The following is a 24,730-nucleotide window of genomic DNA, read 5'->3' on the forward strand; positions in this document are numbered from 1 at the left end:
AAACAGGGTTTCTTATAGATGCCATTTTTAAATAAAAGTGAGGTCAAGGTTAGTAAGCGAGAGTTGTTTTTGGAACTCGTTGAAAAACACAAAGGGATCCTTTTTAAAGTCACTCGTTCATACTGCAAAAATGAGTTTGACCGAGAAGACCTAACACAAGAAATTCTGGCCCAAATTTGGCGTTCTTTAGATACCTACAATGACGATTTTAAAATTACAACCTGGATGTATCGAGTGGCCTTAAATGTCGCCATTTCATTTCACCGAAAGGACAAGTCAGGTGCGTTTAAACACTATGAGATAGAAGACAAACTACTCAGTTATGACATGAATGAAGAAGCAGAAAACGAACAGAGCATAATCCAACTCTATACCTTTATAAATCAGCTTAACGATATAGATAAGGCTGTATTGTTGATGTATTTGGAAGGGGAAAATCAGTCGGAAATTGCTGCCAATTTAAGCATTTCGATTTCAAATGTCTCAACCAAAATTAGTCGAATTAAACAAAAATTTCAGCACAGTGCTGGGTAAAACTTCAAGGTGGAATTGAATATGAATTTAGAGCAAATGCAATCATTATGGCAAGACCACAGCCTAAAGTTAGAAGAGTGTATAAGCCTCAATAAAAGGCTACTCAATGAGAAACAGAAAGAAGAACAAAAAAGCAAGTTGCACAATCTAGTTGTGTCCAGAACGCTGGAAGGAGCTTTGTTTTTTATCATCTGTGTAGCATTGTCTAAATATATTGTTTCCTCTTGGAGCCTATCTGCACCTGTGGTGTCTGCAGTTGTACTAAATGTTTTTGCCATTGTTGGTCTAGCCGGCAATATCGGTCAAATAACACTGTTAAATAAAATAGACTTTGCGAAACCCATAAAACAAACCTTAACTGACCTTATTGTGGTTAGGTCTCACAATATGCAAATTTTTAAACTAATAATGCTCTCGGCACCCTTCTATATGGCTTATGTATTTTTAGGTTATGACATTATTTATGAACTTGATCTTTACTCATTGATGTCAGCTGAGACAAAAATTGCGTTTGCTGTGATTTCATTAGTGTTTGTTGTACTTGTTGTCGTCTTAATAACAAAGTTAACGCCAGAAAATCGAGGTAACAAGATTATAGACTGGCTATATAGAGAAGTATCGGGCGAGAAGCTGACGCATTTATTGGATGAAATGGAAAATATAGACAGAGCCAAGAGATAAAATCGATAGGACTTGCTTAGCTGTCAGTTTTTAATACAGACAAACTTTAACAAAAGGAGTGTTATATGAAATATTTAATTGTCGCCGTGTTGGCACTATTTACACTAAGCGCAAATAGCGCTAATACCGACCAGCCGTCAATAGAGCAACCCAAGCTAAGTGATTACCGGGTTGGTGAAAAATGGATTTGGGAATTTAAAGGCGTCACAACACAAGGTGAAGTGCGCTCTGAAGGACGAGATGCCAGGGAAGTGGTTGAAGATAACGGCGTATTAAGCATAAAAACGCAGCACGGCTTAATTCCTGTATCTAACATAGTGAAACCAATAACAAGCGACACGCCTAGATTTAAGTGGCCGTTAGAAGTGGGAAAAAAGTGGGTATACGAAAGTCATTGGGAAAGCGAAGACGGTACCACAGGTAAAACGGTGCAAAACGTCGAGGTCTTGTCGTATAAAGAAGAAACAGTTGGAGCGGGAAAGTTTATGGCTTTCACTATTGCTTACAAAGGAACAGTGAGTAATTCAAGGGGGTACATTGCAGATTCTGAAGAAGTATATGTGTATTCTCCAGAAGTGAAAAACTTCATCAAACTCACCCAAACACAAGATGACTTCCACTATGTAGAGGAGTTGGTAGAGTACAGCAAACCCTAGCGTTTTTAAACGCTAGGTAATTATCATCTTTGATAACTCGATCGTAAATCCAATTAACGCTAAAACCAGCCCAACTCCCCCGATCGCGTTTCCTCGACCGAGAACAATGCCGAGTCTGACAAATACCTTGCTTATAAATATCACAACACCTATAAACACGGTAAATACAGTAAAGGCTAAGTTTGCAACTATGCTCATCCTAGGTTCTAAGATTGAGATTATAGCCACAGATATCACCCATATAGCAATATAAGCAACTATTGCCACAAGATTCCAATCTTTCCTAGTGGCAGGGCGTCCTACAAACCGGAACTGAACATTTTCGAAAAAGACTTTGAGGCGTTCTGATAAGACGGGTAAATAAAGTTCAACCGTCACTAACATTAAACCAATGACTTGAACGGTAAAACTCACCCAATTTATTATACTGTCGGTCAAGATATACTAACTTCCCTGCCTTATATTCTTCGTGCAAACCAGTATAACCCTATCGGGAGAACAAGGATACTTCTCGGTCAAAATGGTGTTTTCGGATGAAAATCTAGGTTGTGCGCTCAAGAAGTAAACTTAGTTTGTTGATTTTGACAAAAAAATGAATTTTTTACGTCATTGCTATTAACAGGCATCTTGCCTAGTGGTAAACTCCGCGTCAGTCATTTAGCGATGACTATTGTAAACCTTCAAATGCGGCGTTAGCTCAGCTGGATAGAGTAGTTGGCTTCGAACCAATTGGTCGGGAGTTCGAATCTCTCACGCCGCGCCACTCCCTTTTTTTCATGCCTATCTTGGCGGATCTATATTGTTCGCAATACTGTTGTTGACTCTAAACCAACCCGCAATTGACAAGCGCTGTGTGTTGGCTGGCAGAACTTCATGCTCAAACTCTTCACTTAGAAAAATGACTACTGTGCCGAATTTAGGTTCTACTTTTATGCCTTGAGTGTCATTTTCATCGCGATAAATCACCAATTCGCCGCCATCACCGGGTTGCCAATCTTTATTCAAGTAGGTCACTAAGGATAACACGCGGTTGGTATCGCCTTTAAAAGCATCTAAGTGGCGCTTATAAAAATGCCCCTTTTCATATACTGCGAAATGGCTTTCAAACGAGAACAAACCTAAAAACAAACGACGATTTAAGAAAGTCTGAATGTCTGTAGTCCAGTTTAACCAACTAGCGCCTGCAGGGCTTTCACCATTAATCCAAGCAATTTCATCATTTCGTACTTTTTCGTTTACTTGTTGATTAAGCTCACGTCCGATGCCTGCCTCGTTAAATTTTTCATTCGGCATTTGAGTGATATGAAAGTGCAGCATATCAGCAAGCTCATTGGGTAATGCATTTGTTTGGATGCTATAACCTTTTTGAAGTATGTCTTGGGTTATTTGATTGAGAAGTGAACGCGTATTGTCAGTGCAAGACTGAAGGCTTTGTTCTGCTAGTATCTGCTCCATGAGCGCTCTTGGAATATTTATTGTTGACGCTTTTTACGCGCTTTTGAACCCCTTATCAAACAAATTATTTTTATCTTCACAGACAAAAATAATTTGCTAGTCAACAAGTTAAATAAAGCCAAATGAGCCAGTTCGGCATTTCATACGTAGCCACTAACTCAATCTAGGTATTCAACAGGATTAGACAATATTATGCGACAGAAAATAGCGTTTCTAATAACAATGCTTTTGGCTTCAAGCTTTGCAACGGCCGAAGAAATTGAGATGAAAGGCAGTCAAGGAGCATCTTTAAATGCCACTGTGTTAGCATCGTTCGATCAACCTTGGGCAATGACCTTTTTACCCGATGGTCAAAGCTTGGTAACGGAAAAAACCGGTGCAATTTGGATGCTGGATAAAAATCAGAAAAAGCTGTTCACACTCGAAAATGTGCCTAAAACGCAGGCCCGGGGTCAAGAAGGATTAGGGGACATTATCTTGCATCCAAACTTCTCTGAGAATAATCAAATTTATGTGTCCTATGTTGAAAGAGATCCAGAAGACGACGCATACAGTGGCGCTGTCATTGAGCGTGCTACTTTGAATACAGCCAGTGGTAAAGCAAGTTTATCAGACCGCGAAATTATATGGCGTCAATCGCCTAAAATGACCGGCAACGGTCACTACTCGCATCGAATGGTGTTTTCCCCAGATGGGTATTTATTTATCACTTCAGGTGAGAGACAAAAATTCACGCCGTCACAAAATATGGCAATGAATTTGGGCAAAATTCTGCGTTTAAATGATGATGGTTCCGCACCAGAAGACAATCCTTTTTATGGTAACGGCGAGGTAGCAAATCAAATCTGGACCCTTGGCCATCGTAACCCTCTAGGCATCGACTTTGATGCCCAAGGGAATTTGTGGGCCCACGAGATGGGACCTCGTCATGGTGACGAATTAAATCTGATAGAACGCGCCCGTAACTATGGTTATCCAATGGTGTCTCAAGGAGATCATTATTCTGGCGTGAAGATTCCTAACCACGAAGACTACCCAGTGTTTTATTCACCTAAAGTGGCTTGGGTTCCAGCGATTAGCCCGGCCGGATTTATTATCTACAAAGGAAATGTTCATAAAGACTGGTCTGGCAATGGCTTTATTGGTGGCTTATCGTCAAGAGCCTTGGTCAGAGTCGCGTTTGAGCAGAAGCAAAATGGTGATTGGAACGCAGAAGAAGCCGAGCGTTATGAGTGGGGTGCGCGAGTGCGCGAGATTGATCAAGATGCACAAGGCAACATTTTTGTACTAGAAGATGGGCCTGAAGGTAAATTACTAAAAATTCTACCTGAGTAGATTGTAAGTTACTTTGTAATAAATGGGGCGATATTTTCGCCCCATTTTCATTTGCATTAAACTTAACTTGGATAAGCATCAAAACAAGTGGCTTGTTTACCTTCATCAAACCAAGCTGGTCTTTCTTGCCAGAATATATTCGCCATGGGTCTAATTTCTGGATCATCATCCAAAAATCCTGCTGGCACAACTAAATATGAATTATCTCGGCTTGGATAAGGTACTTGAGAGCCACAACTTGAGCAAAAGGCATTTCTAAACCTTTCGGCTTCAGGTAAATCATATTGTTTTACTAACTCTTTGCCTGACACCCAAGTCAATTTGTCAGGTGTGGTAAATAGCAAAGCGGCAAAGGCAGTACCCGCCTTCTTTTGGCAACGATTACAATGGCATTGAAAAAAACGCTGAAAAGGCCCCTCAACGCTGCATTTTACTTGACCACACAAACAGCTCCCAGATACGGTTTTTGACATAAAAATACCCTTCTAATTATTCTAATAAAAATGCTAAAACGCCTTGTTAAATAGACAGTAATATTGAGTAAAAAATTTCTCAAGTAATTATAGAAAAAGTCGATAAATCGTTATACCCACAAAAAGCATTTGGAGTAGTTGTGCAAAAAGGTTTTACATTAATTGAATTAATCATAGTGATTGTCATTTTAGGCATATTAGCGGTGACCGCCGCCCCGCGTTTTATCGATATTTCAGATGATGCGCATGAAGCTGCAACGCGAGCTGAAGCGGCGGCCTTCAAAACTTCTGTTCAATTAGTGTATGGTTTGTATCAAATGCGCCAAACATCTCCATTAACCGTAGGCGATCAAACGGTGTATATAGACTCTGTTTCTGGCTATCCCACAGGTGATGGCAGTGGCGCACAGTTTTGCGTAAATCTCTGGACCCGTTTGTTAAACAGCTCTGAGACAGTTAATGGAGTTTCTAATCCTGCGTCAGCACTTGCTGATGGTTGGAATTCATTTGGTTTTACTGAAATGTGCGCGTACGGTAAACAATATGGGGATCGTACGTTCGCCAGTGGAAATTTACCTCACTTTGTGTATTACATTCGCGATTTTGGTCCTTACACATACAACGGCCAAACCTATCAAGGTTCAGCCGGTGATGTGCAGGTTATTAACTTCTAAGCCTTAGCTGGCGCTACTTCATCTTCATTGATGTCTGTCGCCGGCTTAACTACAAATTTTTGTAGCAAAGTCGGTAACACTGTTAAATCACAGAACAGAGCAAATAGCATAGCGCTGGCTGTCAATAAGCCAAAATACACGCTAGGCATAAAATCAGAGAACATAAACATGCCAAAGCCTAATGCAATGAGCGTCGTGGTATAAGTAATCGCCAATCCAGTATGAGAAAACGCGCTTTTTAGTCCACTAAGTTTGTCTTGGTTTTGTCCTGTTATAAAGGCATCCATAAAGTGAATAGTGTCATCTACCGCTATGCCCATGGCGATCGCAGCTATGGTAATTGTCATCAAATCTAATGGGATACCTAGCCATCCTATAAGCCCCAAAATTGCAGTAGTGGTAATGATATTGGGTACCAGAGCAATTAGCGCTAGCTTCAACGACCTGAATATAATCAAAAGTACAATACCGAGTGCTATGTAAACAATGCCTAATGTAGTGATTTGTGAATCGAAAAGGCGTGAAAGTATATCCTGGTACAAAATGAACAGATTGGTTAGTTTATATTGTTCTGGTTCTAAACCAGACGCGGCTAAATCGGCTTTGATGTTGTCCAGTAGTTGCTGGCGATTTAGATCAGGTAAAGAGTCTTTTATTCGAGTTGATATTCGCAAAGTTTTTGAGTCTGTATCAACGTAGGCCCCTAACAGTTGATCAATAACCTCTTTGTCCACCACTTCATAGATAACGTCTAATTCGTATTCAGTGAGCGGCATATTTTGATTAACTTGTTTTGCTAACAGGGTGAAGTTAATTAAAGAGGTTACATTGCCGGATGCTTCAAAAGCATCAATAGTGGCATGACTCAAGTGCAACTGATTTATGGTCTCGGCACGTAAGAACAAGTCACCCTCTTGGGCATTAGGCAAGTTTATAACCACATCTAATGCGGTTGAACCACCAAACTGCCGGTCTATAAAACTGAGCTCTTGGTAGATCTTGGTGTCTTGGTGAAAGTAGTTGATGAAACTATTTTCAACGGTAAGCCTACTAATTCCTACACTTAAACCGATTAAAATTGCTAGCGGAATTATGGCGGTTTTGGCTGGGTGATTAATTACCCATGACTTAACTTTGTTGAGTAGCGACTTTACCCAAGTATACTCATGCGCTTCTTTAGTCGCTGGCAAAAAGCTCAATATCGCAGGAAACAGCAGTAAAGCCACTAGTAAAGTCACAAGATTGGAAATTAGCATCATGATACCGAAATCCATTACCGGTTGAATGCCACTAAATATCAGCGATGCAAACCCGATTGAAGTGGTTATGGCGGCAAAAAAGCAAGGTGCTATTTTATCTGTAAGTGTGGCTATCACTCGTTCTTTTTGAGTTAAACTTTCGTCATCTCGGCTGATTTCTCGATAACAGGTAATTAAGTGAAGCATTATGGCCAAGGTTAATATGAGTTGTAAGGCGATAAAGTTGGCAGATATGACAGTGGCTGGGATTTGCAAAATTGCCAATACGCCCATAGTCACAGTGATACTAGCACCACAGGCCAGTATTGGAAAGATGACCCATTTCACACTTCTATAAAGTATTGCCAGTAACAAACAGATAAGCGCGGCAATGCCAATGCCAAAATAAACAAGATCTTGTTTTACTATTTCAATTAAACGCAGGCCAACAACATAACTTCCCCCAATGAAGATATCAGCATCAGCATCTGTAGACGCAATTATTTGCTCGATTTGTGCTAATTCTTGTTGTCGAGTTTTCCCTATCTGCTCCTCAATTTTACTGGCTTCTTGTTTTAATGAGTCAAGGGTTTGTTGTTGTTCGTCAGACAATTCTCCATCTAAAGTTTGCGCTTGAATATCTAACATTTGCGCGTTTAATGCTTCTAATTCTGAATTTTTCTTAAACACCAATTGAATTGACGTGGCATCTTGTTGTTCGTTAACCAAAAGATCCGTATAAATGGGATGCTCACTGAGCATATTTCGCATTTGCTCAACAGAATATTGCTGTTTTTGGTAGGTTAAATCAGCCACATTATCAATTTGCAGTAAGTTAGTAGCACTTGAAATTAGGGGGACATTAAGAATCGAGTTGGTCGTTTCCAATCGCTCTATTTGTTCAAATTGATTTGTTAACTGCGCTAAATCTTGAAACGTTTGCTCAGAAAAAAGCGCATGATTACGTGGTTGGTAGGCAATTAAAATGAACTCGGATGGGGAGAATTTCTCATTCGCAAGCTGAGTTTCAATGTAGAGTTCGTTATTTTTCGTTAACAGCGTGTCAGCAGACGCATTAATTTTAAACTGTGTTGAAAAATAAGCTAATGCTGCAAACGTTATCGCAAATAAGATGATTATGGGTATGCGATCACTTACTATAAATTTTGCAATGGTTTGACTTATGAGATGTTGTTTACCCGAACTACTACTCATTTTCATCCTCCGGCGTTTCCTCAGGCGTAGCATTCATCAACTCATTTCTATTGGTGCTTTGGATGTGCTGGTTACGAAAATAAAGATAAGGGTCTTCAGAAGATTCATATAATTCGATGTATAAATCCGCTTGTGCTGAAAAATCATCAAATCCATCAAAGGTTCGCAGATAAAAGTCATCAGGGCTATCTACTACTTCACCTATGGGATGAATTAATCCTTCGCCTATAATCGATGTAGTTCCACGCAAATCTGATTGGCCCAGAAGGGGTAACACTATATAAGCACCGCTTCCCACGTCATAATCCATCAGTGTTTCAGCGAAGGTTTTGGGCTCTTTTTTAATGTCAAACCAATCACTGGCCGGATCAAATAATCCCACGATACCAATTGTACTGTTGATCAGAAATCGCCCGAGATTGCGACCTGCATCTGAGAACTCTCCAGTGAGTGCATTGTTGAGGAGATTTAACGGTTCTCGAATATTGTCAAAGGCATTATCTACGCCTTTTTTCACAGGGTCTGGAACCACCTTGTTATAACCTTTGGCGAGAGGAATAAGCGCATAAGTATAGGCATAGTGATTAAAGGTAAATATAGGGCGATTTAGCCATTCCAATGGGTCGTAATAAGCCTGATCTGGCGCTAGTGAGTCTTCACCTAAGTTTGCGTCTGTGGCACTTATTACCGTAGGGTTAATAGTAATTTCGCCATTAGAAGTTTGTATAGTGGTAGGTTTAGCCTGAGATAATTGTGTCACCTTATCATTAGCTTGGGTATTTTCTTGATTGGATGTCGCTGTTTGTTGATTATCTGCGTTGTTCGTTGCACATCCCGCTAGCGAGAACAATACAACTATAAAGATCCCTATCGTTGGCGTTATTTTTCTTTTCATGTTTACTCCGTTGTCTCCACAGCGCATTGATAGTAATTGCCGATTTAAACTCCATCTGCTTTTTGCATTTTTTACGCCAAAGAAAAATTGAGTAGCAAAGTAATTAACTACATGAAAACATAATAAAAAAAATGATGGACAGCCTAACGCAGCAATAGGATTGGTAAAAATATTCTTATTAATGTGAATTCTTTACCTATTCCTAAGCCACTAACAATTCGTAAATTTATTTCGGTTGTCGTCTCAGGTTTTCAAACAATGAAGGTTCCCAAGGCCGCATGGCCAACAACAGACCAAAATGCTGTCGTTGATTCAAGGGTAATGCCTGGTCTTCAATATTAAGCTGGGCGGCTTCTTTAGTAATTTGATTAAGTTTGCGTTGAATAATGTTTATTGAGGCATCTGAATACCGACCTCTTAAATAAAAACGAAAATTCCATTTTTCTCCTTTTTTTGGCGCCATAAACTTCACCATGACTTCTTGCTCCATAAAGCTCTCTAATTTTCCGCCCGGTTTCCAACGAAAATCTTGTGCAATAAGACTTCTGTACTTGTTATTCGGTAACAGCTCAATAATGCGTAATCTGTCTAGCTTAACCAGTAAACGTATAGCTTCGTGCTCATCAATGGTATATTGCGCTATGATTTCTTCAAAGGTCCATCCATCTCTTACACAAACCGCTACCAATAATAATTTAGGGTTATCCAATAATTCATTTTCTTGTTCAGAGGTCAGTTCGCTGATTTTGTCTATTCGTTTTTCCGTCATGGCGAATAAATCAGCCAAGGTCATGTTTACCAAGTCGCAGATTTGTTCAAGTCTTTCCAAAGTAAAACTCGACTGTGAAAACATGCGTTTTATATTGGCTTCGCTCATATCAAGGGAAGAAGCAATAAATCGATAGGTGATATTTTGATTTTTGAGTAGAGATTTAAGTGTGGCAACGACCTGATTAATTTGACTCATAATGTAAATCCACGAAAAAGTATATTTATAGTATACCTAAAGCGTACTAATTTTATACATTTCATACAATGGTTTACATATTTGATACCTAGCAATAATCTGGATCCCGCATCTAAACAAAAGGAAAGTAAAACATGAAAACACCTAAATTAATTATTGCAACATTCTTAGTAACCACTTCATTTTTATCATTTGCAGAGGGCGGCGCTTCGCAACATAGCGGCCAAGCCAGCAAACATTCAGTTCTAGCGGTTGCTCATGGTACAGCTTCTACCGCGAAGGCTGCCAGTGCGGTTGCATCTGTTCCTGTGATGGTGGCTGGTGGATTTAGCGTCGCAACAGGAAGTGTATTGGTGGCTTCTGGAGAGAAGCTGGCTCAAATTGCTGATAGTGATCAACCTCTAATCATCACTGAAAAAGTAATCACGGTAGACCCTGCCCCTAATAAGGTGGTGATAGAGCAAACTCAGACCACTAAAACCAAGAAAACGACTATTGAACAATAGTCGCTAAAGCTTATAAAAAGGAGCTAGCCATGAAAAAGTACTTATTTATTTTAATCTCTTGCGGTTTGATTTTATTTTCCAGCACTGATGTACAGGCTGGCAGTCAGGCCAATGCAGAAGCTAAATTTGCCCCTGAAGAGATAATAAATTTTGCAAAAAGCGTAGAGCAGTATGCGGCGCAAAAGGGTGCTAGAGCATTTTTAATCGCAAGAGTGGGAAGACCAAGTGAAGACTTACCTAAAGGTATTCACTTTACGCATACTGCAGTAGCCATTTATTCACAAGTGACATTGGATTCTGGAGAACAAGCTTTTGGATATGCCATCTATAACTTGTATCAAAAAGCGGATGATAAAAAGCATAGCTTTTTAATGACAGATTATCCTGTGGATTTTTTCTGGGGAGCTCAGGAATTAAATGCCGGGATTATCATTCCCAACAAAGATGTGCAATTAGGATTAATTCAGTTGATTGCATCGGGCAACTATAAAGCGCTGCACAATGAAAACTACTCAGTCATTGCGAGTCCATTTAACAGCACCTATCAAAATTGCACAGAGTTTACGTTAGACATGGTCAATAGCGCTATTTATAGCACTACAGATATCCCTAGGCTAAAAGCCAATGCTAGAAGCTATTTTGATGCACAACGAGTGCACACAAGCCGCTTTAAACTGATGTTAGGAGGTATTTTTATGGAAGATGTGTCCACCCGTGATCATAAAGATAAAGTAGAAACAGCTACATTCACTAGCATAGGTCGCTATCTGAAAAAATATGATTTAGTTACCGACGCCGTCTCCTTGCGCCAAGTTGGTACTGATATCCAAGTGACGCAGACTCAACTTTAATCAACTTATCCATTTGAATTCTGCCACTATTATGCAATTTGTGGCAGAATTTACACCATTGATAACCTATTAGCGCAAACTTTTCATCTTTAGGAATTTCAATGCAACCTAATGAAATAGGCCTTGCCTATGACCAATTAACCCCTCTTTTTAATAGCAGTGATTTTAATCGCAGCTATGGCATAGAACAGCATAAGCGAGCGCTTAAATTTGTAAAAAATCCAGCATCAGCCTTTGACGTTGGTTGCGGGTGTTCAGGACGCATTTTTGATTTACTTATTGAGCATGGGCTTACAGCCAAGGGAATAGATGTATCTGAACAAATGGTTGCTTTAGCAAAAGAGCGCCATCCAACAATAGACATTATTTGCGGTGATATTTGCGAGTATTCGTTTACTGAGCAATATGATTTTATTACAGCATGGGACAGTATTTGGCATATTCCATTGGCATCGCAACAAGCTGTTATGGATAAATTAGTCAATGCTTTAGCGCCTGCTGGCGTACTTTTGTTTTCTTTCGGCGGAACTGAAAACGCTGATAAACATGTTAACACAGCCATGGGGCCAGCGATGTATTATTCGACCTTAGGCACTAACGGCTATATTGAACTTCTGCTTTCTAAAGGAATGCAGTTAAAACATTTAGAGTTCGATCAATTTCCTGAGCGCCATGGGTACTTAATCGCCCAAAAACCAGAATAATGGGTCTATTGCCAGTTTCTTCGCGCGGAAAAATGCGCGCTTAAAAATGCCATTTGATCGGCTAAAATTTTACGATTCATTAAGAAAAATCGCTCGTACATATTGGGCGTAAAAGGCACCGCGAGTAGTTTCATATTTGCTTCTTCAGGTGTTTTTGCGCCTTTAATATGATTGCATCGTCGACAAGCTGTAGCGGCATTGGTCCAGGTGTCTTTTCCGCCTTTCGAACGCGGAATGATATGATCTCTGGTCAATTGAGTAAGGGCGAAGTGTCCACCACAATAAAGACACATTTGCTGGTCACGACGAAACAAGAAACGATTAGTGAGTGAAATATGGCCTTTATCTTCAGTAATTTGTCCATCACAACCAATAATAGATGAAATTTTAAGTTGGCTCTGCTCGCCTTTACTGTTCCACCCACCATACAAGATTTGTTCGGTCTCACCTAATTCAAAGATAACTTTACCTTGGCAGTAGCATTTGGCGGCTTCTTCAGCGCTAATCCAAGATTTTGGCATTCCGGATTTATTCAGCTTGAGTATCATCATAAGTGTTGTCTCGCTGTTTTTCTTATTATGCACCCTAATCATAGTCGTAAAACGTGACAGTGGTATTAAATAACGCTTTTTTCTTTCATTTGTTCAGTTAGAGCGGTTGAGGATAGGCATAAATTTACATACCTCAGTATAAACGCAGGAGTGTCGCTTTTGTCGTCTAGTTAAGGAGTTTTTGCTACTATCTCAGCATGTTAACCAGAAAGTAGTCGGTACAACATGAAGACATTTTCAAGTGGAGATGTTGCTACTATGTGTGATGTCACTTCACGAACAGTGATGCGATGGATCACCGCAGGCAGGTTGAATGCGTTTAAGTTGCCTGGTAGAGGAAACAACCGAATTCGAGAAGATGATTTAATTTCATTTTTAAAGGAAAATCATATACCTATGCCTGCTGAACTCAGTTATGACATCGAAGTAAGAGGTTGTTTACTCATTGCTAATGACAAGCATCTTGTTCGTCATGTAAAACGCATCGCCAGAGATGCAGATTTCGATGTTATGCATTTTCAAAATGCCTTGCAGGCTGGATATTGCATAGCCAAAGAGCGCCCATGTTTAATCGTGGTAGACAGTGAGCTCAGTAATATTGAAGTGGGTGAATTGCTAGCGCAATTGGAAAGTATGAATGATTACAATCCACAGATATTTATTTTTGGTAGCCAAGGCGTTAACGGTAATGTGAAGAAGTACAAAGGTGATATTCGTATGTTTCACAAACCGATGGATTTAAACGCGTTTGCGTTATCAATTGAACAGATTTCAAGTTGGGAAAATTGACAAAGATTTGGAACTAAGTCATGGCGCAGGGAAGCACCGTTCCAACAATCTGAATTCTGTTTTAGCCGAGCACTATTCTTTATGTGCTTGAAATGCCAATGCAACGTCATCGACCAGTAAACCTTCCAATGCTATTCCAACAACCAGAATCAACGACTTTTCAGGTGTCTTTTCATCTTCGATAAGGCGTGTGCTGTAGTGGCTAATAAAGTGGTTGGAAGATTCATCATAGGTAATTTCAGATAAATAAAACTGATTTTCTTGCAAATTTAATATTTTGCTTTCATCGCCTTGCCAAAAATCAGACGTTACATCTGAAGTGGCAACTAGCGCACCTTCACTGTTGGTAATCATAATTTCATGAATAAAAGACTTCTTCTGTTTAACACCTTGAACAAATTTCGACATTGGAAGCTCCATCATGGTTTCAGCAAAGTCGGGTACAAGGTTGTTCTCTACAGAGTGTCGCCATGCTTTGTCTAAGCTTAGCACTTCTTCAATGGTGTAATTATGGTCATCAAATTCTTTTTGAATTTGACGAAAACTGTTTGAGGAGAATAGTGGTAACAGGTCATGCTCAATAAAGTTGATCACTTTTTCCCTTTCAAACGCACTTAATTTGGTAATTTCTTTGTTGCAATTTCCAATCTGTTGATTAAATGCCTCAACGACATGGGGATGTTGGTCAACAAACTGATTAGAGAAGGTGAGTCGTTTTGGTGAATATCTAACAAAAGACTCTCTCACACTCACCTGTTTAAAATTCTGTTGCAAACTTTTTTGTGTCTGGTGGCGATCAGCAATAAAAAGATCAAATCGACCCGCTACAAATTGAGAAACAAGTTGATCAATGCTACGTGCATGAATAAAAGACCTAGTCCCTTGTTCTTGTAACCAAGTTTCCTCTGAACTGCCTTTTATGGTCCCAATTTTGGGATGCTTGTCGATTAAATCGTTTTGTGCGAGCGAATATGCAAACCACTTTTCAAGATAAACAGGATGTGAAGAAACACCTATTGCTGCGCCTTTGCTATCGGTAAGGTATATACCATCCATCTTACCATTAATGACTTCTCGTCTCGCTCTTGTCCAGGGAACTTCCTTAATGATTGCTCGGTAATTAATTGCATTAAAAGCACAGGCAACAATGCTTTTCACTTTATCTCGAGTATAGGTATCTGAGATGACCTTTTCTTGAGAAATTGGAGCAGTTGCTAGCACTATCACTTGCCTTTCAATGCCTGGCAAGGATTCACTAGCGTTACTTGCTTTACTGAATGAAAGCATTATTAAAACAAGGGAACAAGAGATGAAGAGTCTCATCGACTGAAACTTAGCCTTGATAAAAAGAGGTTATCTGAATTTTTGGAGACAATTTGTACATTTTCTAACTTCCTCTTTTTACATCAACTGCGTGGTATTAACTTATCGGAAATCCGAAAATATTCTTAAAAGGCAAATGCAAAAACAGCTGCTAGAGCTATACAAAAGTCTAATGAGTATACATTTTTGGCTTTCTTGAGTAAATAAAAACGTGCCTACAGCCGTTAAAAATAAAGGTTTTAACATAAATTTAACCTTGCATCTACCTGTTTATTATTACGGTAACAAATGTTGTATAAATATTGGTCACTCGACCGTGGTTTTTGTACGTTCAGTTAATAAAGCTGAACGCTGGGCGAATATGAGTATCCGCAGTTTATAGTTAAATAAGTCTCCTACATAAAACTAAGGAGATTTAAGCATGTACGAAAATCATTTAATCATAGGTGCTACAGGTAAAACAGGTTCAAGGGTCGCAAGCAGATTGCAAAAGCTCGGCTACAAGCTAAAACTAGCGGCTCGAAAGGCTGAAGTTTATTTTGATTGGTCGCATAGCTCGACTTGGGCACCGGCAATGAATGGGATTGATGCCATTTACGCCACTTATTTTCCAGACTTGGCGATGCCACAAGCTAAAGGTGATATTCTCGCATTGTGTCAAATTGCCAAACAGAACGGCGTTAGACACATTACATTACTTTCCGGTAGAGGCGAAAAAGCGGCCCAAGAATGTGAGCAAATTCTACAAGACTCTGGGCTTTCTTGGACCATAGTGAGGGCAAGTTGGTTTAATCAGAATTTTAGTGAAGGTCTATTTACACAATTCATTTTGGATAGAAAGTTATCCCTCCCTGTCGGTCATGTAAAAGAGCCTTTTATTGACGTGGATGACATTGCAGACGTAGTAGTGGCATCTTTGACTCAAGAAGGCCACAGCGGTCAGTTGTATGAAGTGACGGGGCCTGAATTGTTAAACTTTCAGCAATTAGCTGATCTCTTTAGTAAACAACTGGGAGAAAGGGTTGAATTTGAACAAATTAGCATGCAGCAATTTCAGCAGAATCTGCAAGCATTAGGCGTTGATGGGGACACTATTGGTATGTTGACCTATCTTTTTAATGAAGTATTAGATGGCCGGAATGAATACCGCTGCGCAGGTGTGCATCAAGCGTTAGGTCGTCCCGCAAATAGCTTCAAGCAATTTATTGCGGGTAATCTTGAGTGCTTTATGCCAGCGGATGTGTCCGCTTAAGCCTAACCGCTTCTGTTTTAGTTGGTCAAACTGATTGCAGGGGCTTTTATGGGTCATCCAAGAGAAATTGAGGATTTATTAGTACGCATTTTAGCCCTTAACTACGAAGAAGCGCCATAGTGACGAAAGTCACTATCTCCTTGGAATACGCTAATGCTTCTATATCAAGAACTACTTTAATCAGTGAAATTAAGCTCTGCTTAGCGGACTTTTATTTTATCTAAGCATGAAAAACGACTCGAATACATAGCTAGTCTCGGTTTCCTGCACTCAATAAACAATAGATTGTAAGTAACCAATTGAATTTAATAATAATGTTGAAAGCGAGAATTCACCCCATGGATCTTTTCTTGAGAGTTGTTGAAGCGAAAGAATACGCCTTACATTGACATTTCGTCTGGTTTGGCATGAAATTGACTTATGTAAGCATATCTAGCAACTGTCAATTTGGTCATATCTAGACGTGTAGATAAAAAGATCGTTAACTTTCAATCGCACAAGACTTGTCTTTTTAACTGTACAACTTAGTACTTATTAGATAGACTTGTCTTATAACCTGTACATGAGAAAATATTATGAGAGTTGTATCTTTTACAGAAGCCAGAAACGGATTGAAGACGGTTTTAGATAATGTGGTCAATGATGCAGATACCACAGTAATTACTAGACGGGACGCTGAAGATGCCGTGGTAATGTCCCTCGACTATTACAACAGTTTGATGGAAACAGTCTATTTACTTAAGTCGCCTGCTAATGCTGCTCATTTAGCAAAGTCTATTTCCCAATACAAAAAGGGTGAATATACTCAGAGGGATTTGGTGGATGAATAAAAGATTATTGTCATGGACTGATGAATCTTGGAAAGACTATTTGTACTGGCAAACTCAGGACAAGAAGACGCTTAAACGCATCAATAAACTTTTAATGGATGTAAAACGCTCACCTTTTGAAGGAATTGGAAAGCCTGAACCGCTTAAAGAAAATCTAAGCGGTTTCTGGTCGCGAAGAATTGATGACACCAATCGTTTAGTTTATGCCGTAGAGAGCGATTCAATAGTCGTAATCTCTTGCCGTTATCATTATTGATAGATGGGAAAAAAGTTAACAAAACGATGAAAACGAATTTTTACAAAGAGCGCGTAAAAACCGCTTATCGAAAGTGTTATGTGACTGGTTGTTGACCATATGGAAACGGAATTTTTGGAAATTGAATCTTATACTATCGCAAGTGACGTAGGCGACAGAGACGGCATAGGAGTAGAGTATTATTGCCATGGAATAATGATCATGGAAATCTTCAGAGACGATACGAAAAGAACCAGAGAAGTAACTTTGTACAAAAAAGAGTTACCACTTGCACTGATTGAAAGAGCGATCAAAATATTCAAACAAGAAATACCTGAAGAGTTCGAAGACTAAATTGGCAAAGTCACATAACACATATGAGCCTCAGGCCTGTCAATGAAAAAAGAAAATCCTTTGCTCACTTTTTCAAGATAAAGCCAATTTTATGAGCAAGGGCGGATACGGCCTTGCATTTGACTAATCTGGCGTAGGATGCAAGTTGATGATCGTGGGGGAATAGCTTAATTTCCCCAAAGTCGAATAAGATGGTAAGGGCTAGGACTTTCTCGCTACCTAGAAATGTGTTCAGAATAGTATAGACATTATTTCATAATTTCTGGCGCTAACTGTTCTTGCGTATACGTTCCTTTTTCAGGAAATTACAACCCTGTCAAACGCTCATGTTCTTCTCGTCTACTCATGGTATAAAACCTCGCATTCGAAAATTCGATGGCTATATTGTGGTTAGTGTTGCCTCTAATTTATAAAAAATCGAAGACCTGATTTACCTTTCAAATCTGGACTATTTCTGTGATAACCCCTCATTCATCTCCATGCGTAAATTTTAGTTATAGGAAATCCATCAATATTGGCTTACCCTGTATCTAACTCTGAGGGGGCTGGTAAATTAATGGCGATTCAGTTAGATTAGCTTGGCAACAACGTCTGTAATTTAACAAGTCATAGGCTATGTCTATCTATTTTAAAATACTTGTCGCTTTTCTCTTCTTATTACCTCACATTGCGATGGCGAATCAACCTATTAACGAGCTTGAGCACAGTAGGGATAAGTTCAAACATTTTGAGATAACGTCTTTTCCCCTCGGGGGCGAGCAAACACGTTTTGTATGGTTAAATATGCCTGCCTTTTTTAATCACACTGCTATAACGGCGGCTGAAGCTTTACCATTGGAGAACGAGAACAGCCTAGATTTTGCTCAGACGCAAATTATAGTTGATGAAAAACCGCGAACATTAGACGCTTATATAAAATCAGATGATCGTATTGATAGCGTAGTTGTGGTGTATAGAGGCAATATAATTTTTGAACACTACAACTCACATACAGCCTTGGACCGACATGCGGCATGGTCGGTTTCAAAAGTAATGGTATCAGCTGCCTTAGCTGAATTAGTAAAGCAAGAAAAAATTGACTTAACAGCGCCTGTAAAAACCTATTTACCTTCTTTTTCTCATTCTGATTGGGGGCAGGTGTCGGTTCAGAGCGTAGCTGACATGCAGTCAAAAATGGGCTGCAACGATAGTCATGAGTACGATGATCCTCAAAACTGTGTCTATCGTGTTGATGAAATTTTTAACATAGTACCGCAAAAAACGCTGTCATTAAGTAGTGCCCAAGACTACCTAATGGCGGTAAAAACAAACCCTTCTGCTACTTCATTTTCAGAATATAACTCGGCAAATACACTTATTTTGGGATTTATAATTGAAGCTGTAACAACCAAACCTTTGTACCAAGCTCTGGCAGAGCTTGTATGGCAACCGATGGGAGCTGAATCTGATGGTTTGATGTTAATAAATAGTTTTGGTGAGTCGTATGCTGGTGGTGGTATTAGTGCTAGGCTAAACGATATCGCTAGATTTGGTTTGCTGATGATTTCGAACGCAAATTCATCGATAAAATTTCACAAAGAAGTTTACGGTCTCAATTATGAGCGTAGGTCAGAAACTTTTTCAGCAGCCCGAAAAAAAAGCTTAAACCAATTGTTTAATGGCGACCCGCCACAACAAAGTAAAATGCAATGGGATCTAATTTGGTCTAACGGTGATATGTTCAAAGATGGTTTTTCTGGGCAAGGGTTATATGTTTCATCCGAAAATAATTTTGTCATGGCTTGGTTTGGAACTGCTGATAAAAATTTCGAAACTCACAATTTACTGCCCATTGCACGGCAGTTATCAAACAAGTTAGCCGAAGTTCAATAAAGATTATTTCAGTGCTTGTTGGCGAAATTGTTTATCCAATTAGTGGCTGAAGAAAATGTTGCTTCCATGTTGTTGTGACCTTGATTTGAATAGAGGATATATTCGTATTTGTGGCCACTCTCAATTAATTTGTTGAGCTTGCTAATAGACAAATCAACAGGAATACTTCCATCTTTCCCTCCAAATATCCAAAGACCAGCAATATCCAGTGTTGCCAAATTTTCACTTGAGTCCGTATCCTTACCGAGAAAATCTGGCCAAATATACCTTTGATGTCTGGCGCTAAGCGCTTCTTTAAAACTCGGAACATTTTCTTGATCCCAATCTGAGGTATATTTGCTAAAAATGTCTTCTTCACTCACTTTGCAAACCGGCCCACTCCATAACACCAAAAAATCCACCTCCGCGCTTTTTTCAGCAGCTAAGGGAACAATCCAACCGGCTTGACTAATACCAGTTAAACCAAGAGGAAGCGTTTTTGTTCTTGGATGATCGCGCAGAACATTTAGTGCCGCAATTGCATCATCAGCTAGCAATTGAAGGTTTTTTTCACCCACACTTTGCTGACTTTCATAGTTACCGCCCGAACGACCTGCACCTCGCTTATCGTAAACCAGAGCAGCAACACCATCTGAAGCAAAGCGCGTCGCCCAATGCATATTTCGTTTCTGTTTTCCTGAACCATGAACAAAAACAACCGCAGATCGGATTTCTCCATTCTTTGGAAAAACAATGGTGCCAGAAAGTTTTTCCTTATGACTAATAAAGGTTATTTCTTCGCTGTCGAATTCATCGCCGAAAACGCAAGTGGTAATGAATAGAAAAATAATGGAGATAGAAATTTTCATTCTTAGATTCTCGTTAAGTTTGTTCACAGTACGAACGCAAAAATCAAACCAGTCCTTTAAGTTCATGAAAAGTAAGGTGAATAGAAAAGCAATATTTTGTGAGAGCTAATATTTTCACCAAATAATGGCGAGTTTTTTTAAATTTTGCGAGATTTAAAAATGCTTGATTATTCCAGAGTAGATAGCAGTCGAATTTCATGATCATCTATCGTATATTGGTCGTGGATATAAGTTATGTAACATTGGATAGGCGAATGGAGTTTGATCATACTCAGCGAACAGCCACTACAATTGACGATGGTTCTCTTAGTAAGCTGCTGAACAATCTGCAAATGAAAAGCGCATTCTATACTGCTTCTGAGCTACGAAAGCCGTGGTCAACGCAGATGCCACCAATGCTGCAATGTATGATGTTCCATTTTGTTGTAGAAGGAGATGCGACCTTTTCTTGCGGTGACGAGAGTCTTGAATTATCGCAAGGTGATTTCATCCTTTTTCCAAAAGGCGAAGGGCATATAGTATCCGACGGAGAATGCAAGACGGCAACGCCCTTGGCCGAACTGCCTATTGAGTGCATTACTGAGCGTTATGAAAAATTAACCTTTGGAGGCAATGGGGAGCTTACTCGTTTAGTTTGTGGTGCCATGGTATTTGATCATCCGTTAGCAAAAAAAATTGTCGAAATACTGCCTTCTTTCATTTTGATAAAAAAGTCTAACGTAGAAACTGCGAGTTTAATTGAAAGCATTAGCCAGTTACTAAAATCAGAATCACAACAAATTTCTTTAGGTGCAGAAGCCGTCATTTCCCGATTGGCCGAAATCTTGGTAATAGCAGCATTACGCGAATTTTTAGGTCAACTGAATGAAACATCACTTGCTTGGTTGGGAGCTTTGGAAGATGACCGTATAGGAAAAGCCATGAAGTTGATTCATGACTCACCGGACAAACACTGGAGCTTAGAGGGATTAGCCAAAGAAGTCGGAATGTCTCGAACGAGCTTTTCTCAGCAATTTAAACGTTTGGTGGGAGATACGCCGATGGAATATTTAACTGAGTGGCGCATGTCGCTTGCGTTTTCCAAGTTAACACTTAGCAAAGACACAGTATTGTCTATCGCGTTGGATATTGGTTACCAATCCGAATCGGCATTTTCGCGGGTATTCAAAAAGGTCATAGGTAAGAGCCCCCGCGAGGTTAGACGAAGTGCTGAACCTTTAAGCTAATACCTTTTATTCATACGCGGGATCACAAGCTTTCAGCGTGTACTTGTACCCTAATTCACTGTCAGGATCTTCACTGATCAGCAACACTGAATTTTCATCAATAATTACGCTGCGCTGATTTTCTTCTTTCGTGCATATGCTTTTTTCGTATGCTTCAAAGGTGAAAATAAAATCTGCGATTAATTTTTTAATCGACAGGTTGACCTGTTTAAATTGATTAAAATATTCAATGTCTTCTTCTGATAAATCACTGACTTTGCGTGTATTTACCACATTATCATTCTGTTCACTCAGGTTTATTTCTAACGTGCTTAACTCAGGATCATCTACCACATAAGGGGCAATAAGTACTGTCATACCTGCAATCATTGGTGGGATCAATAAAATTCTAAGTAGCATGGTTCTGCCAGCGTACTCCTTATCTTCCCAATGGATATTAATGTTGACCCCAAAGGGTTTTAGTAGCAGGCGAATAATGATCCAGATATTTAGAATGATTAGCGTCAATATCAATATCATCAGCGAAGAAACACCAATCCAGAAGGGCGCAATAACTAATGTGCTAAACCCCAAAGTAAATACAAAAGGGAAGGGTTCAATGCCGGTGATTTCATTTATTTTGAGCGCTGCGAAGGCAAGTGATACATTCGCCATGGAAGCATAGAGCACAATAATGGCGATTTTGCCGCCTTTGGTTTCCCAAAATTTGTGAAATAACAAATAGGTTTCGCGACCAAACCCAATGACCGAGAAGAATAGCGCTAGATAAGATAAGAACTCAGGTTCGCTAGTTAAGATTATTGTCAATAACCAAAGCGCTGCCGCTATCAGATAAGCTCTCTGGGAAAAATTAAGTTTGAAAAAAAAACGTTTAAACCTAACCAACCTAGTTGCAAAAAAAGCAATTAGCCTATTGAACCAAGGCAGTTTATTGGGCAAAGAAGTAAGATAGTTTTTCATCCAAGATACCTAGCATAAGCATAAAAAAAGTCCATTTCGAAGCGCTAATCATTTACTATTTACCAGTATACTCAGATTTTAATATTCAAGTATAGAGCGCGAGAATATTAAGTTGTAACAATTTTATAATAATAACAGTCAATTACGACAGAAAGTTAGGACACTTTAATGAAAACAATCGGTATGTTAGGCGGTATGAGTTGGGAATCTACCATCAGTTATTACAAAATTATCAATGAAGTAGTGAGATCAGAATTAGGTGGATTGAATTCCGCCAAAATACTCCTTAACAGTTTAAATTTTGATGAAATAGCAAAATTGCAACAACAGGGTGATTGGCCAGAAATGACTAAGATCTTATGTGATTCAGCTAGATCGTTAGAAGTAGCAGGGGCAGACTTTATTGTTATTTGTACCAATACTATGCACAAGATAGCACCAGAAATCAGGGAAAGTATTTCTATTCCTTTGTTGCATATAGCGGATACGACCGCGATTCGATTGCAGACTGATGGTATTAAAAAGGTTGGTTTGCTTGGCACTCGCTTTACTATGCAACAAGATTTTTACAAACAACATCTAACTAAAGGGTTTGGAATAGAAGTTATCGTTCCAAATGATGAACAACAAACCAAGGTTCACAACATAATTTACAAGGAGCTTTGCCAAGGAGTTGTCAAAGAAGAATCAAGAGCATGCTATCAAGCGATTATGGCAGACTTACATAATAGAGGTGCACAAGCTATCATTTTAGGTTGCACTGAAATTGCCATGCTAATTGAACAAATTCACGTAACTGTTCCCATCTACGACACCACCAGAATTCACGCCACTGAGGCTGCACGGTTAGCCATTGCTAGTAGTATCGCCTATTAAAATAGTAGTCATCATGAGAGACAGCCAATATAAGTCGACAAGGTACAAGGTTAACACTTGCCTAATACCATAGGGCTATATTGGCATTCACTCATTTTATTTATAATTTGATTCTATATCGAATCAATTGATGCAAAAAATATATCAACTGAGAAAGCCAAGTTATGAGTAACAATGTTGTAACATCGTATTTTTGGCTGTTTACAGCTATTTAACAAAGTTGGCCTAACAGTTGCAGAGGGGCTATCACCAAAGGAATATAAAAATAAAATCAAATGTCAGTAGCTTATTTTAAAACTGCGAGAAAACTTATCACGGGATCTGGCTCAGTAAAAAAACTTGCAGAAGAAATGCAACAATTAAATATACAGTCACCTGCAATAATTACTGACCAAGGCGTAACCAAATCTGGAATTTTAGACAATATTACTGAACAAATTAAAAGCAATAATTTAATTATTATTGATGATATTCCCCCAGAACCTGAAGTGAATGTGATTGAAGGTTATGTCAGTCACTTAAGAGACCATAAGGTTGATGGCATTATTGCCGTTGGTGGTGGCAGTGCTATCGATAGTGCAAAGGTTCTTGCTGTATCAATTGAGCACCAAGATGTAATAAGCAGCATGTTTGGTGAAAATAACGTAAAGGGTCGTTCAACGCCTTTAATTGCAATTCCAACCACTGCTGGCACTGGGTCTGAAGTTACCAATATTGCAATTTTATCTGATCCCGAAGAACAATTAAAAAAGGGAATTGTAAGTGACTTCCTTTTGCCTGACATCGCAATTGTAGCGCCTGAGATGACAGTAAGTTGTCCTAAAAAAATAACAGCGGCGAGTGGCATAGATGCATTTGTACATGCGTTAGAAGCATTTTTGTCTGTAAATGCTAGTTTGCTGACCGATGCACTAGCGAAACAGGCCCTACCATTAATTTTTAATGCATTACCTAAAGCGTTTGCGAGGGGAGACGATTTGCAAGCCCGTGAACATATGGCAACTGGCAGTTTGCTCGCAGGCTTAGCATTCGGAAATGCAGGGGTAGGTGCTGTTCATGCGTTAGCATACCCTTTGGGTGGTCGCTACCATCTTTCTCATGGCATGAGCAATGCGGTGATGTTGCCTCATGTAATGAAATGGAATGCGATAGCTTGTCAGTCACGCTTTATTGAAGTGGCTCAAGTATTAGGGCTCCCCACACAGGGTTTGAGCAAAGACGCTATCGTAGATAACGTACTAAACGCTATTGAATCACTTTGCCGTCAAGTTGAAATACCTTCCAATCTTAGACATTTTAATATTGCGCAAAGTGACATTCCCGTTTTAGCGCAAGAAGCTAGTAAGGTAACGCGTTTATTAAGAAATAATCCTCGAGATCTTGACCCTGTTGACATAGAGTCAATTTATCGCCAAGCCTATTAATTGAGC

Annotated in this window: 28 protein-coding genes and 1 tRNA gene; 18 read left to right on the forward strand and 11 right to left on the reverse strand. The window is 39.4% G+C overall.

Annotation, left to right across the window (positions count from 1 at the left end; all coding sequences use genetic code 11):
* The first annotated feature begins 18 nt into the window (after positions 1-18).
* From ACNKW3_RS04110 to ACNKW3_RS04120, 3 genes are all read left to right on the forward strand, one after another.
* A complete protein-coding gene (locus ACNKW3_RS04110; protein ID WP_427397997.1) occupies positions 19-534 on the forward strand; it encodes an RNA polymerase sigma factor in 516 nt (171 codons plus the stop codon).
* A 21-nt stretch (positions 535-555) separates the two neighbouring features.
* On the forward strand, positions 556-1,215 hold the full coding sequence (locus ACNKW3_RS04115; RefSeq protein ID WP_427397998.1) for a hypothetical protein: 660 nt from the start codon (positions 556-558) through the stop codon (positions 1,213-1,215).
* Positions 1,216-1,280: 65 nt separating this feature from the next.
* On the forward strand, positions 1,281-1,871 hold the full coding sequence (locus tag ACNKW3_RS04120) for a hypothetical protein (RefSeq protein ID WP_427397999.1): 591 nt from the start codon (positions 1,281-1,283) through the stop codon (positions 1,869-1,871).
* Between the two features lie 12 nt (positions 1,872-1,883).
* Here the strand turns inward: ACNKW3_RS04120 and ACNKW3_RS04125 are convergent, their stop codons facing one another.
* Positions 1,884-2,309: a hypothetical protein gene (locus tag ACNKW3_RS04125; protein ID WP_427398000.1), complete on the reverse strand. Its 426-nt coding sequence runs from the start codon at positions 2,307-2,309 to the stop codon at positions 1,884-1,886.
* 248 nt (positions 2,310-2,557) lie between these two features.
* On the opposite strand from ACNKW3_RS04125, the gene ACNKW3_RS04130 reads away from it, so the two are divergent.
* Positions 2,558-2,634, forward strand: a tRNA-Arg gene (locus ACNKW3_RS04130).
* Between the two features lie 17 nt (positions 2,635-2,651).
* Here the strand turns inward: ACNKW3_RS04130 and ACNKW3_RS04135 are convergent.
* Positions 2,652-3,326, reverse strand: a complete 675-nt coding sequence (locus tag ACNKW3_RS04135) for a 2OG-Fe(II) oxygenase (RefSeq protein WP_427398001.1) — start codon at positions 3,324-3,326, stop codon at positions 2,652-2,654.
* A gap of 192 nt (positions 3,327-3,518) precedes the next feature.
* On the opposite strand from ACNKW3_RS04135, the gene ACNKW3_RS04140 reads away from it, so the two are divergent.
* Positions 3,519-4,661, forward strand: coding sequence for a PQQ-dependent sugar dehydrogenase (locus ACNKW3_RS04140; protein ID WP_427398002.1), 1,143 nt, complete (start codon positions 3,519-3,521; stop codon positions 4,659-4,661).
* Positions 4,662-4,723: 62 nt separating this feature from the next.
* Here ACNKW3_RS04140 and ACNKW3_RS04145 read toward each other — a convergent pair whose 3' ends face one another.
* Positions 4,724-5,134 (reverse strand): GFA family protein, encoded by a 411-nt coding sequence (locus ACNKW3_RS04145; RefSeq protein ID WP_427398003.1) that lies wholly within the window; start codon positions 5,132-5,134, stop codon positions 4,724-4,726.
* Between the two features lie 140 nt (positions 5,135-5,274).
* Here ACNKW3_RS04145 and ACNKW3_RS04150 point away from each other — a divergent pair, with 140 nt between their 5' ends.
* Positions 5,275-5,808: a prepilin-type N-terminal cleavage/methylation domain-containing protein gene (locus tag ACNKW3_RS04150; protein ID WP_427398004.1), complete on the forward strand. Its 534-nt coding sequence runs from the start codon at positions 5,275-5,277 to the stop codon at positions 5,806-5,808.
* Here ACNKW3_RS04150 and ACNKW3_RS04155 read toward each other — a convergent pair.
* The 3 genes from ACNKW3_RS04155 to ACNKW3_RS04165 all read right to left on the reverse strand — a co-directional run bounded on the left by ACNKW3_RS04155 (position 5,805) and on the right by ACNKW3_RS04165 (position 10,123).
* Positions 5,805-8,261 (reverse strand): efflux RND transporter permease subunit, encoded by a 2,457-nt coding sequence (locus ACNKW3_RS04155; RefSeq protein WP_427398005.1) that lies wholly within the window; start codon positions 8,259-8,261, stop codon positions 5,805-5,807. The two genes, ACNKW3_RS04150 and ACNKW3_RS04155, sit on opposite strands and share 4 nt — an antisense overlap.
* The gene (locus ACNKW3_RS04160; protein ID WP_427398006.1) at positions 8,254-9,156 is read right to left on the reverse strand and encodes an MlaA family lipoprotein; all 903 of its coding nucleotides are present in this window, start codon (positions 9,154-9,156) and stop codon (positions 8,254-8,256) included. The genes ACNKW3_RS04155 and ACNKW3_RS04160 overlap by 8 nt, the downstream gene beginning before the upstream one ends.
* Positions 9,157-9,382: 226 nt before the next feature.
* Positions 9,383-10,123: a helix-turn-helix domain-containing protein gene (locus ACNKW3_RS04165; protein WP_427398007.1), complete on the reverse strand. Its 741-nt coding sequence runs from the start codon at positions 10,121-10,123 to the stop codon at positions 9,383-9,385.
* Between the two features lie 134 nt (positions 10,124-10,257).
* Between ACNKW3_RS04165 and ACNKW3_RS04170 the strand changes: the two genes are divergently transcribed.
* The 3 genes from ACNKW3_RS04170 (at position 10,258) to ACNKW3_RS04180 (ending at position 12,184) form a co-directional block, all read left to right on the forward strand.
* The gene (locus ACNKW3_RS04170) at positions 10,258-10,629 is read left to right on the forward strand and encodes a hypothetical protein (RefSeq protein WP_427398008.1); all 372 of its coding nucleotides are present in this window, start codon (positions 10,258-10,260) and stop codon (positions 10,627-10,629) included.
* A gap of 29 nt (positions 10,630-10,658) precedes the next feature.
* Positions 10,659-11,480, forward strand: a complete 822-nt coding sequence (locus ACNKW3_RS04175) for a DUF2145 domain-containing protein (RefSeq protein WP_427398009.1) — start codon at positions 10,659-10,661, stop codon at positions 11,478-11,480.
* A 101-nt stretch (positions 11,481-11,581) separates the two neighbouring features.
* Entirely contained in the window at positions 11,582-12,184 is a 603-nt protein-coding gene (locus tag ACNKW3_RS04180) for a class I SAM-dependent methyltransferase (protein ID WP_427398010.1), read from the forward strand.
* Positions 12,185-12,189: 5 nt separating this feature from the next.
* On the opposite strand, the gene ACNKW3_RS04185 is transcribed toward ACNKW3_RS04180, so the two are convergent.
* On the reverse strand, positions 12,190-12,735 hold the full coding sequence (locus ACNKW3_RS04185) for an HNH endonuclease (RefSeq protein WP_427398011.1): 546 nt from the start codon (positions 12,733-12,735) through the stop codon (positions 12,190-12,192).
* Between the two features lie 225 nt (positions 12,736-12,960).
* Here ACNKW3_RS04185 and ACNKW3_RS04190 point away from each other — a divergent pair, with 225 nt between their 5' ends.
* Positions 12,961-13,524 carry a helix-turn-helix domain-containing protein gene (locus ACNKW3_RS04190; RefSeq protein ID WP_427398012.1) on the forward strand — a complete coding sequence of 188 codons (564 nt, stop codon included), beginning with the start codon at positions 12,961-12,963 and terminating at the stop codon, positions 13,522-13,524.
* A 72-nt stretch (positions 13,525-13,596) separates the two neighbouring features.
* On the opposite strand, the gene ACNKW3_RS04195 is transcribed toward ACNKW3_RS04190, so the two are convergent.
* Positions 13,597-14,847: a hypothetical protein gene (locus ACNKW3_RS04195; RefSeq protein WP_427398013.1), complete on the reverse strand. Its 1,251-nt coding sequence runs from the start codon at positions 14,845-14,847 to the stop codon at positions 13,597-13,599.
* Between the two features lie 421 nt (positions 14,848-15,268).
* On the opposite strand from ACNKW3_RS04195, the gene ACNKW3_RS04200 reads away from it, so the two are divergent.
* From ACNKW3_RS04200 to ACNKW3_RS04215, 4 genes are all read left to right on the forward strand, one after another.
* The gene (locus ACNKW3_RS04200) at positions 15,269-16,099 is read left to right on the forward strand and encodes an NAD(P)H-binding protein (protein WP_427398014.1); all 831 of its coding nucleotides are present in this window, start codon (positions 15,269-15,271) and stop codon (positions 16,097-16,099) included.
* Positions 16,100-16,674: 575 nt separating this feature from the next.
* Complete coding sequence (locus tag ACNKW3_RS04205; protein ID WP_427398015.1) at positions 16,675-16,929, forward strand: type II toxin-antitoxin system Phd/YefM family antitoxin; 255 nt, start codon at positions 16,675-16,677, stop codon at positions 16,927-16,929.
* On the forward strand, positions 16,922-17,185 hold the full coding sequence (locus ACNKW3_RS04210) for a Txe/YoeB family addiction module toxin (protein WP_427398016.1): 264 nt from the start codon (positions 16,922-16,924) through the stop codon (positions 17,183-17,185). Before ACNKW3_RS04205 ends, ACNKW3_RS04210 begins: the two co-directional genes overlap by 8 nt.
* Before the next feature lie 99 nt (positions 17,186-17,284).
* Positions 17,285-17,518 carry a hypothetical protein gene (locus ACNKW3_RS04215; protein WP_427398017.1) on the forward strand — a complete coding sequence of 78 codons (234 nt, stop codon included), beginning with the start codon at positions 17,285-17,287 and terminating at the stop codon, positions 17,516-17,518.
* 64 nt (positions 17,519-17,582) lie between these two features.
* On the opposite strand, the gene ACNKW3_RS04220 is transcribed toward ACNKW3_RS04215, so the two are convergent.
* Positions 17,583-17,756: a transposase gene (locus tag ACNKW3_RS04220; protein WP_427398182.1), complete on the reverse strand. Its 174-nt coding sequence runs from the start codon at positions 17,754-17,756 to the stop codon at positions 17,583-17,585.
* Between the two features lie 377 nt (positions 17,757-18,133).
* Here ACNKW3_RS04220 and ACNKW3_RS04225 point away from each other — a divergent pair, with 377 nt between their 5' ends.
* Entirely contained in the window at positions 18,134-19,390 is a 1,257-nt protein-coding gene (locus ACNKW3_RS04225; RefSeq protein ID WP_427398018.1) for a serine hydrolase domain-containing protein, read from the forward strand.
* Between the two features lie 8 nt (positions 19,391-19,398).
* Here ACNKW3_RS04225 and ACNKW3_RS04230 read toward each other — a convergent pair whose 3' ends face one another.
* Entirely contained in the window at positions 19,399-20,238 is an 840-nt protein-coding gene (locus ACNKW3_RS04230; protein ID WP_427398019.1) for an alpha/beta hydrolase family protein, read from the reverse strand.
* A gap of 254 nt (positions 20,239-20,492) precedes the next feature.
* On the opposite strand from ACNKW3_RS04230, the gene ACNKW3_RS04235 reads away from it, so the two are divergent.
* Positions 20,493-21,464: an AraC family transcriptional regulator gene (locus tag ACNKW3_RS04235; RefSeq protein ID WP_427398020.1), complete on the forward strand. Its 972-nt coding sequence runs from the start codon at positions 20,493-20,495 to the stop codon at positions 21,462-21,464.
* A gap of 6 nt (positions 21,465-21,470) precedes the next feature.
* On the opposite strand, the gene ACNKW3_RS04240 is transcribed toward ACNKW3_RS04235, so the two are convergent.
* On the reverse strand, positions 21,471-22,424 hold the full coding sequence (locus ACNKW3_RS04240; RefSeq protein WP_427398021.1) for a hypothetical protein: 954 nt from the start codon (positions 22,422-22,424) through the stop codon (positions 21,471-21,473).
* 168 nt (positions 22,425-22,592) lie between these two features.
* Between ACNKW3_RS04240 and ACNKW3_RS04245 the strand changes: the two genes are divergently transcribed.
* Positions 22,593-23,300 carry an aspartate/glutamate racemase family protein gene (locus ACNKW3_RS04245; RefSeq protein ID WP_427398022.1) on the forward strand — a complete coding sequence of 236 codons (708 nt, stop codon included), beginning with the start codon at positions 22,593-22,595 and terminating at the stop codon, positions 23,298-23,300.
* A gap of 275 nt (positions 23,301-23,575) precedes the next feature.
* Complete coding sequence (locus ACNKW3_RS04250) at positions 23,576-24,724, forward strand: iron-containing alcohol dehydrogenase (RefSeq protein WP_427398023.1); 1,149 nt, start codon at positions 23,576-23,578, stop codon at positions 24,722-24,724.
* Positions 24,725-24,730 lie beyond the last annotated feature (6 nt).

The organism is Glaciecola sp. 1036, from assembly GCF_050306235.1.
In the GTDB taxonomy this organism is placed as follows: Bacteria; Pseudomonadota; Gammaproteobacteria; order Enterobacterales; family Alteromonadaceae; genus Glaciecola.

Coding starts and splice junctions, on each gene's coding strand:
- ACNKW3_RS04110 (WP_427397997.1), top strand. CDS start 19: ATGCCATTTTTAAATAAAAGTGAGGTCAAGGTTAGTAAGCGAGAGTTG.
- ACNKW3_RS04115 (WP_427397998.1), top strand. CDS start 556: ATGAATTTAGAGCAAATGCAATCATTATGGCAAGACCACAGCCTAAAG.
- ACNKW3_RS04120 (WP_427397999.1), top strand. CDS start 1,281: ATGAAATATTTAATTGTCGCCGTGTTGGCACTATTTACACTAAGCGCA.
- ACNKW3_RS04135 (WP_427398001.1), bottom strand. CDS start 3,326: ATGGAGCAGATACTAGCAGAACAAAGCCTTCAGTCTTGCACTGACAAT.
- ACNKW3_RS04140 (WP_427398002.1), top strand. CDS start 3,519: ATGCGACAGAAAATAGCGTTTCTAATAACAATGCTTTTGGCTTCAAGC.
- ACNKW3_RS04145 (WP_427398003.1), bottom strand. CDS start 5,134: ATGTCAAAAACCGTATCTGGGAGCTGTTTGTGTGGTCAAGTAAAATGC.
- ACNKW3_RS04155 (WP_427398005.1), bottom strand. CDS start 8,261: ATGAGTAGTAGTTCGGGTAAACAACATCTCATAAGTCAAACCATTGCA.
- ACNKW3_RS04160 (WP_427398006.1), bottom strand. CDS start 9,156: ATGAAAAGAAAAATAACGCCAACGATAGGGATCTTTATAGTTGTATTG.
- ACNKW3_RS04165 (WP_427398007.1), bottom strand. CDS start 10,123: ATGAGTCAAATTAATCAGGTCGTTGCCACACTTAAATCTCTACTCAAA.
- ACNKW3_RS04170 (WP_427398008.1), top strand. CDS start 10,258: ATGAAAACACCTAAATTAATTATTGCAACATTCTTAGTAACCACTTCA.
- ACNKW3_RS04175 (WP_427398009.1), top strand. CDS start 10,659: ATGAAAAAGTACTTATTTATTTTAATCTCTTGCGGTTTGATTTTATTT.
- ACNKW3_RS04180 (WP_427398010.1), top strand. CDS start 11,582: ATGCAACCTAATGAAATAGGCCTTGCCTATGACCAATTAACCCCTCTT.
- ACNKW3_RS04185 (WP_427398011.1), bottom strand. CDS start 12,735: ATGATGATACTCAAGCTGAATAAATCCGGAATGCCAAAATCTTGGATT.
- ACNKW3_RS04190 (WP_427398012.1), top strand. CDS start 12,961: ATGAAGACATTTTCAAGTGGAGATGTTGCTACTATGTGTGATGTCACT.
- ACNKW3_RS04195 (WP_427398013.1), bottom strand. CDS start 14,847: ATGAGACTCTTCATCTCTTGTTCCCTTGTTTTAATAATGCTTTCATTC.
- ACNKW3_RS04200 (WP_427398014.1), top strand. CDS start 15,269: ATGTACGAAAATCATTTAATCATAGGTGCTACAGGTAAAACAGGTTCA.
- ACNKW3_RS04205 (WP_427398015.1), top strand. CDS start 16,675: ATGAGAGTTGTATCTTTTACAGAAGCCAGAAACGGATTGAAGACGGTT.
- ACNKW3_RS04210 (WP_427398016.1), top strand. CDS start 16,922: ATGAATAAAAGATTATTGTCATGGACTGATGAATCTTGGAAAGACTAT.
- ACNKW3_RS04215 (WP_427398017.1), top strand. CDS start 17,285: ATGGAAACGGAATTTTTGGAAATTGAATCTTATACTATCGCAAGTGAC.
- ACNKW3_RS04225 (WP_427398018.1), top strand. CDS start 18,134: ATGTCTATCTATTTTAAAATACTTGTCGCTTTTCTCTTCTTATTACCT.
- ACNKW3_RS04230 (WP_427398019.1), bottom strand. CDS start 20,238: ATGAAAATTTCTATCTCCATTATTTTTCTATTCATTACCACTTGCGTT.
- ACNKW3_RS04235 (WP_427398020.1), top strand. CDS start 20,493: ATGGAGTTTGATCATACTCAGCGAACAGCCACTACAATTGACGATGGT.
- ACNKW3_RS04240 (WP_427398021.1), bottom strand. CDS start 22,424: ATGAAAAACTATCTTACTTCTTTGCCCAATAAACTGCCTTGGTTCAAT.
- ACNKW3_RS04245 (WP_427398022.1), top strand. CDS start 22,593: ATGAAAACAATCGGTATGTTAGGCGGTATGAGTTGGGAATCTACCATC.
- ACNKW3_RS04250 (WP_427398023.1), top strand. CDS start 23,576: ATGTCAGTAGCTTATTTTAAAACTGCGAGAAAACTTATCACGGGATCT.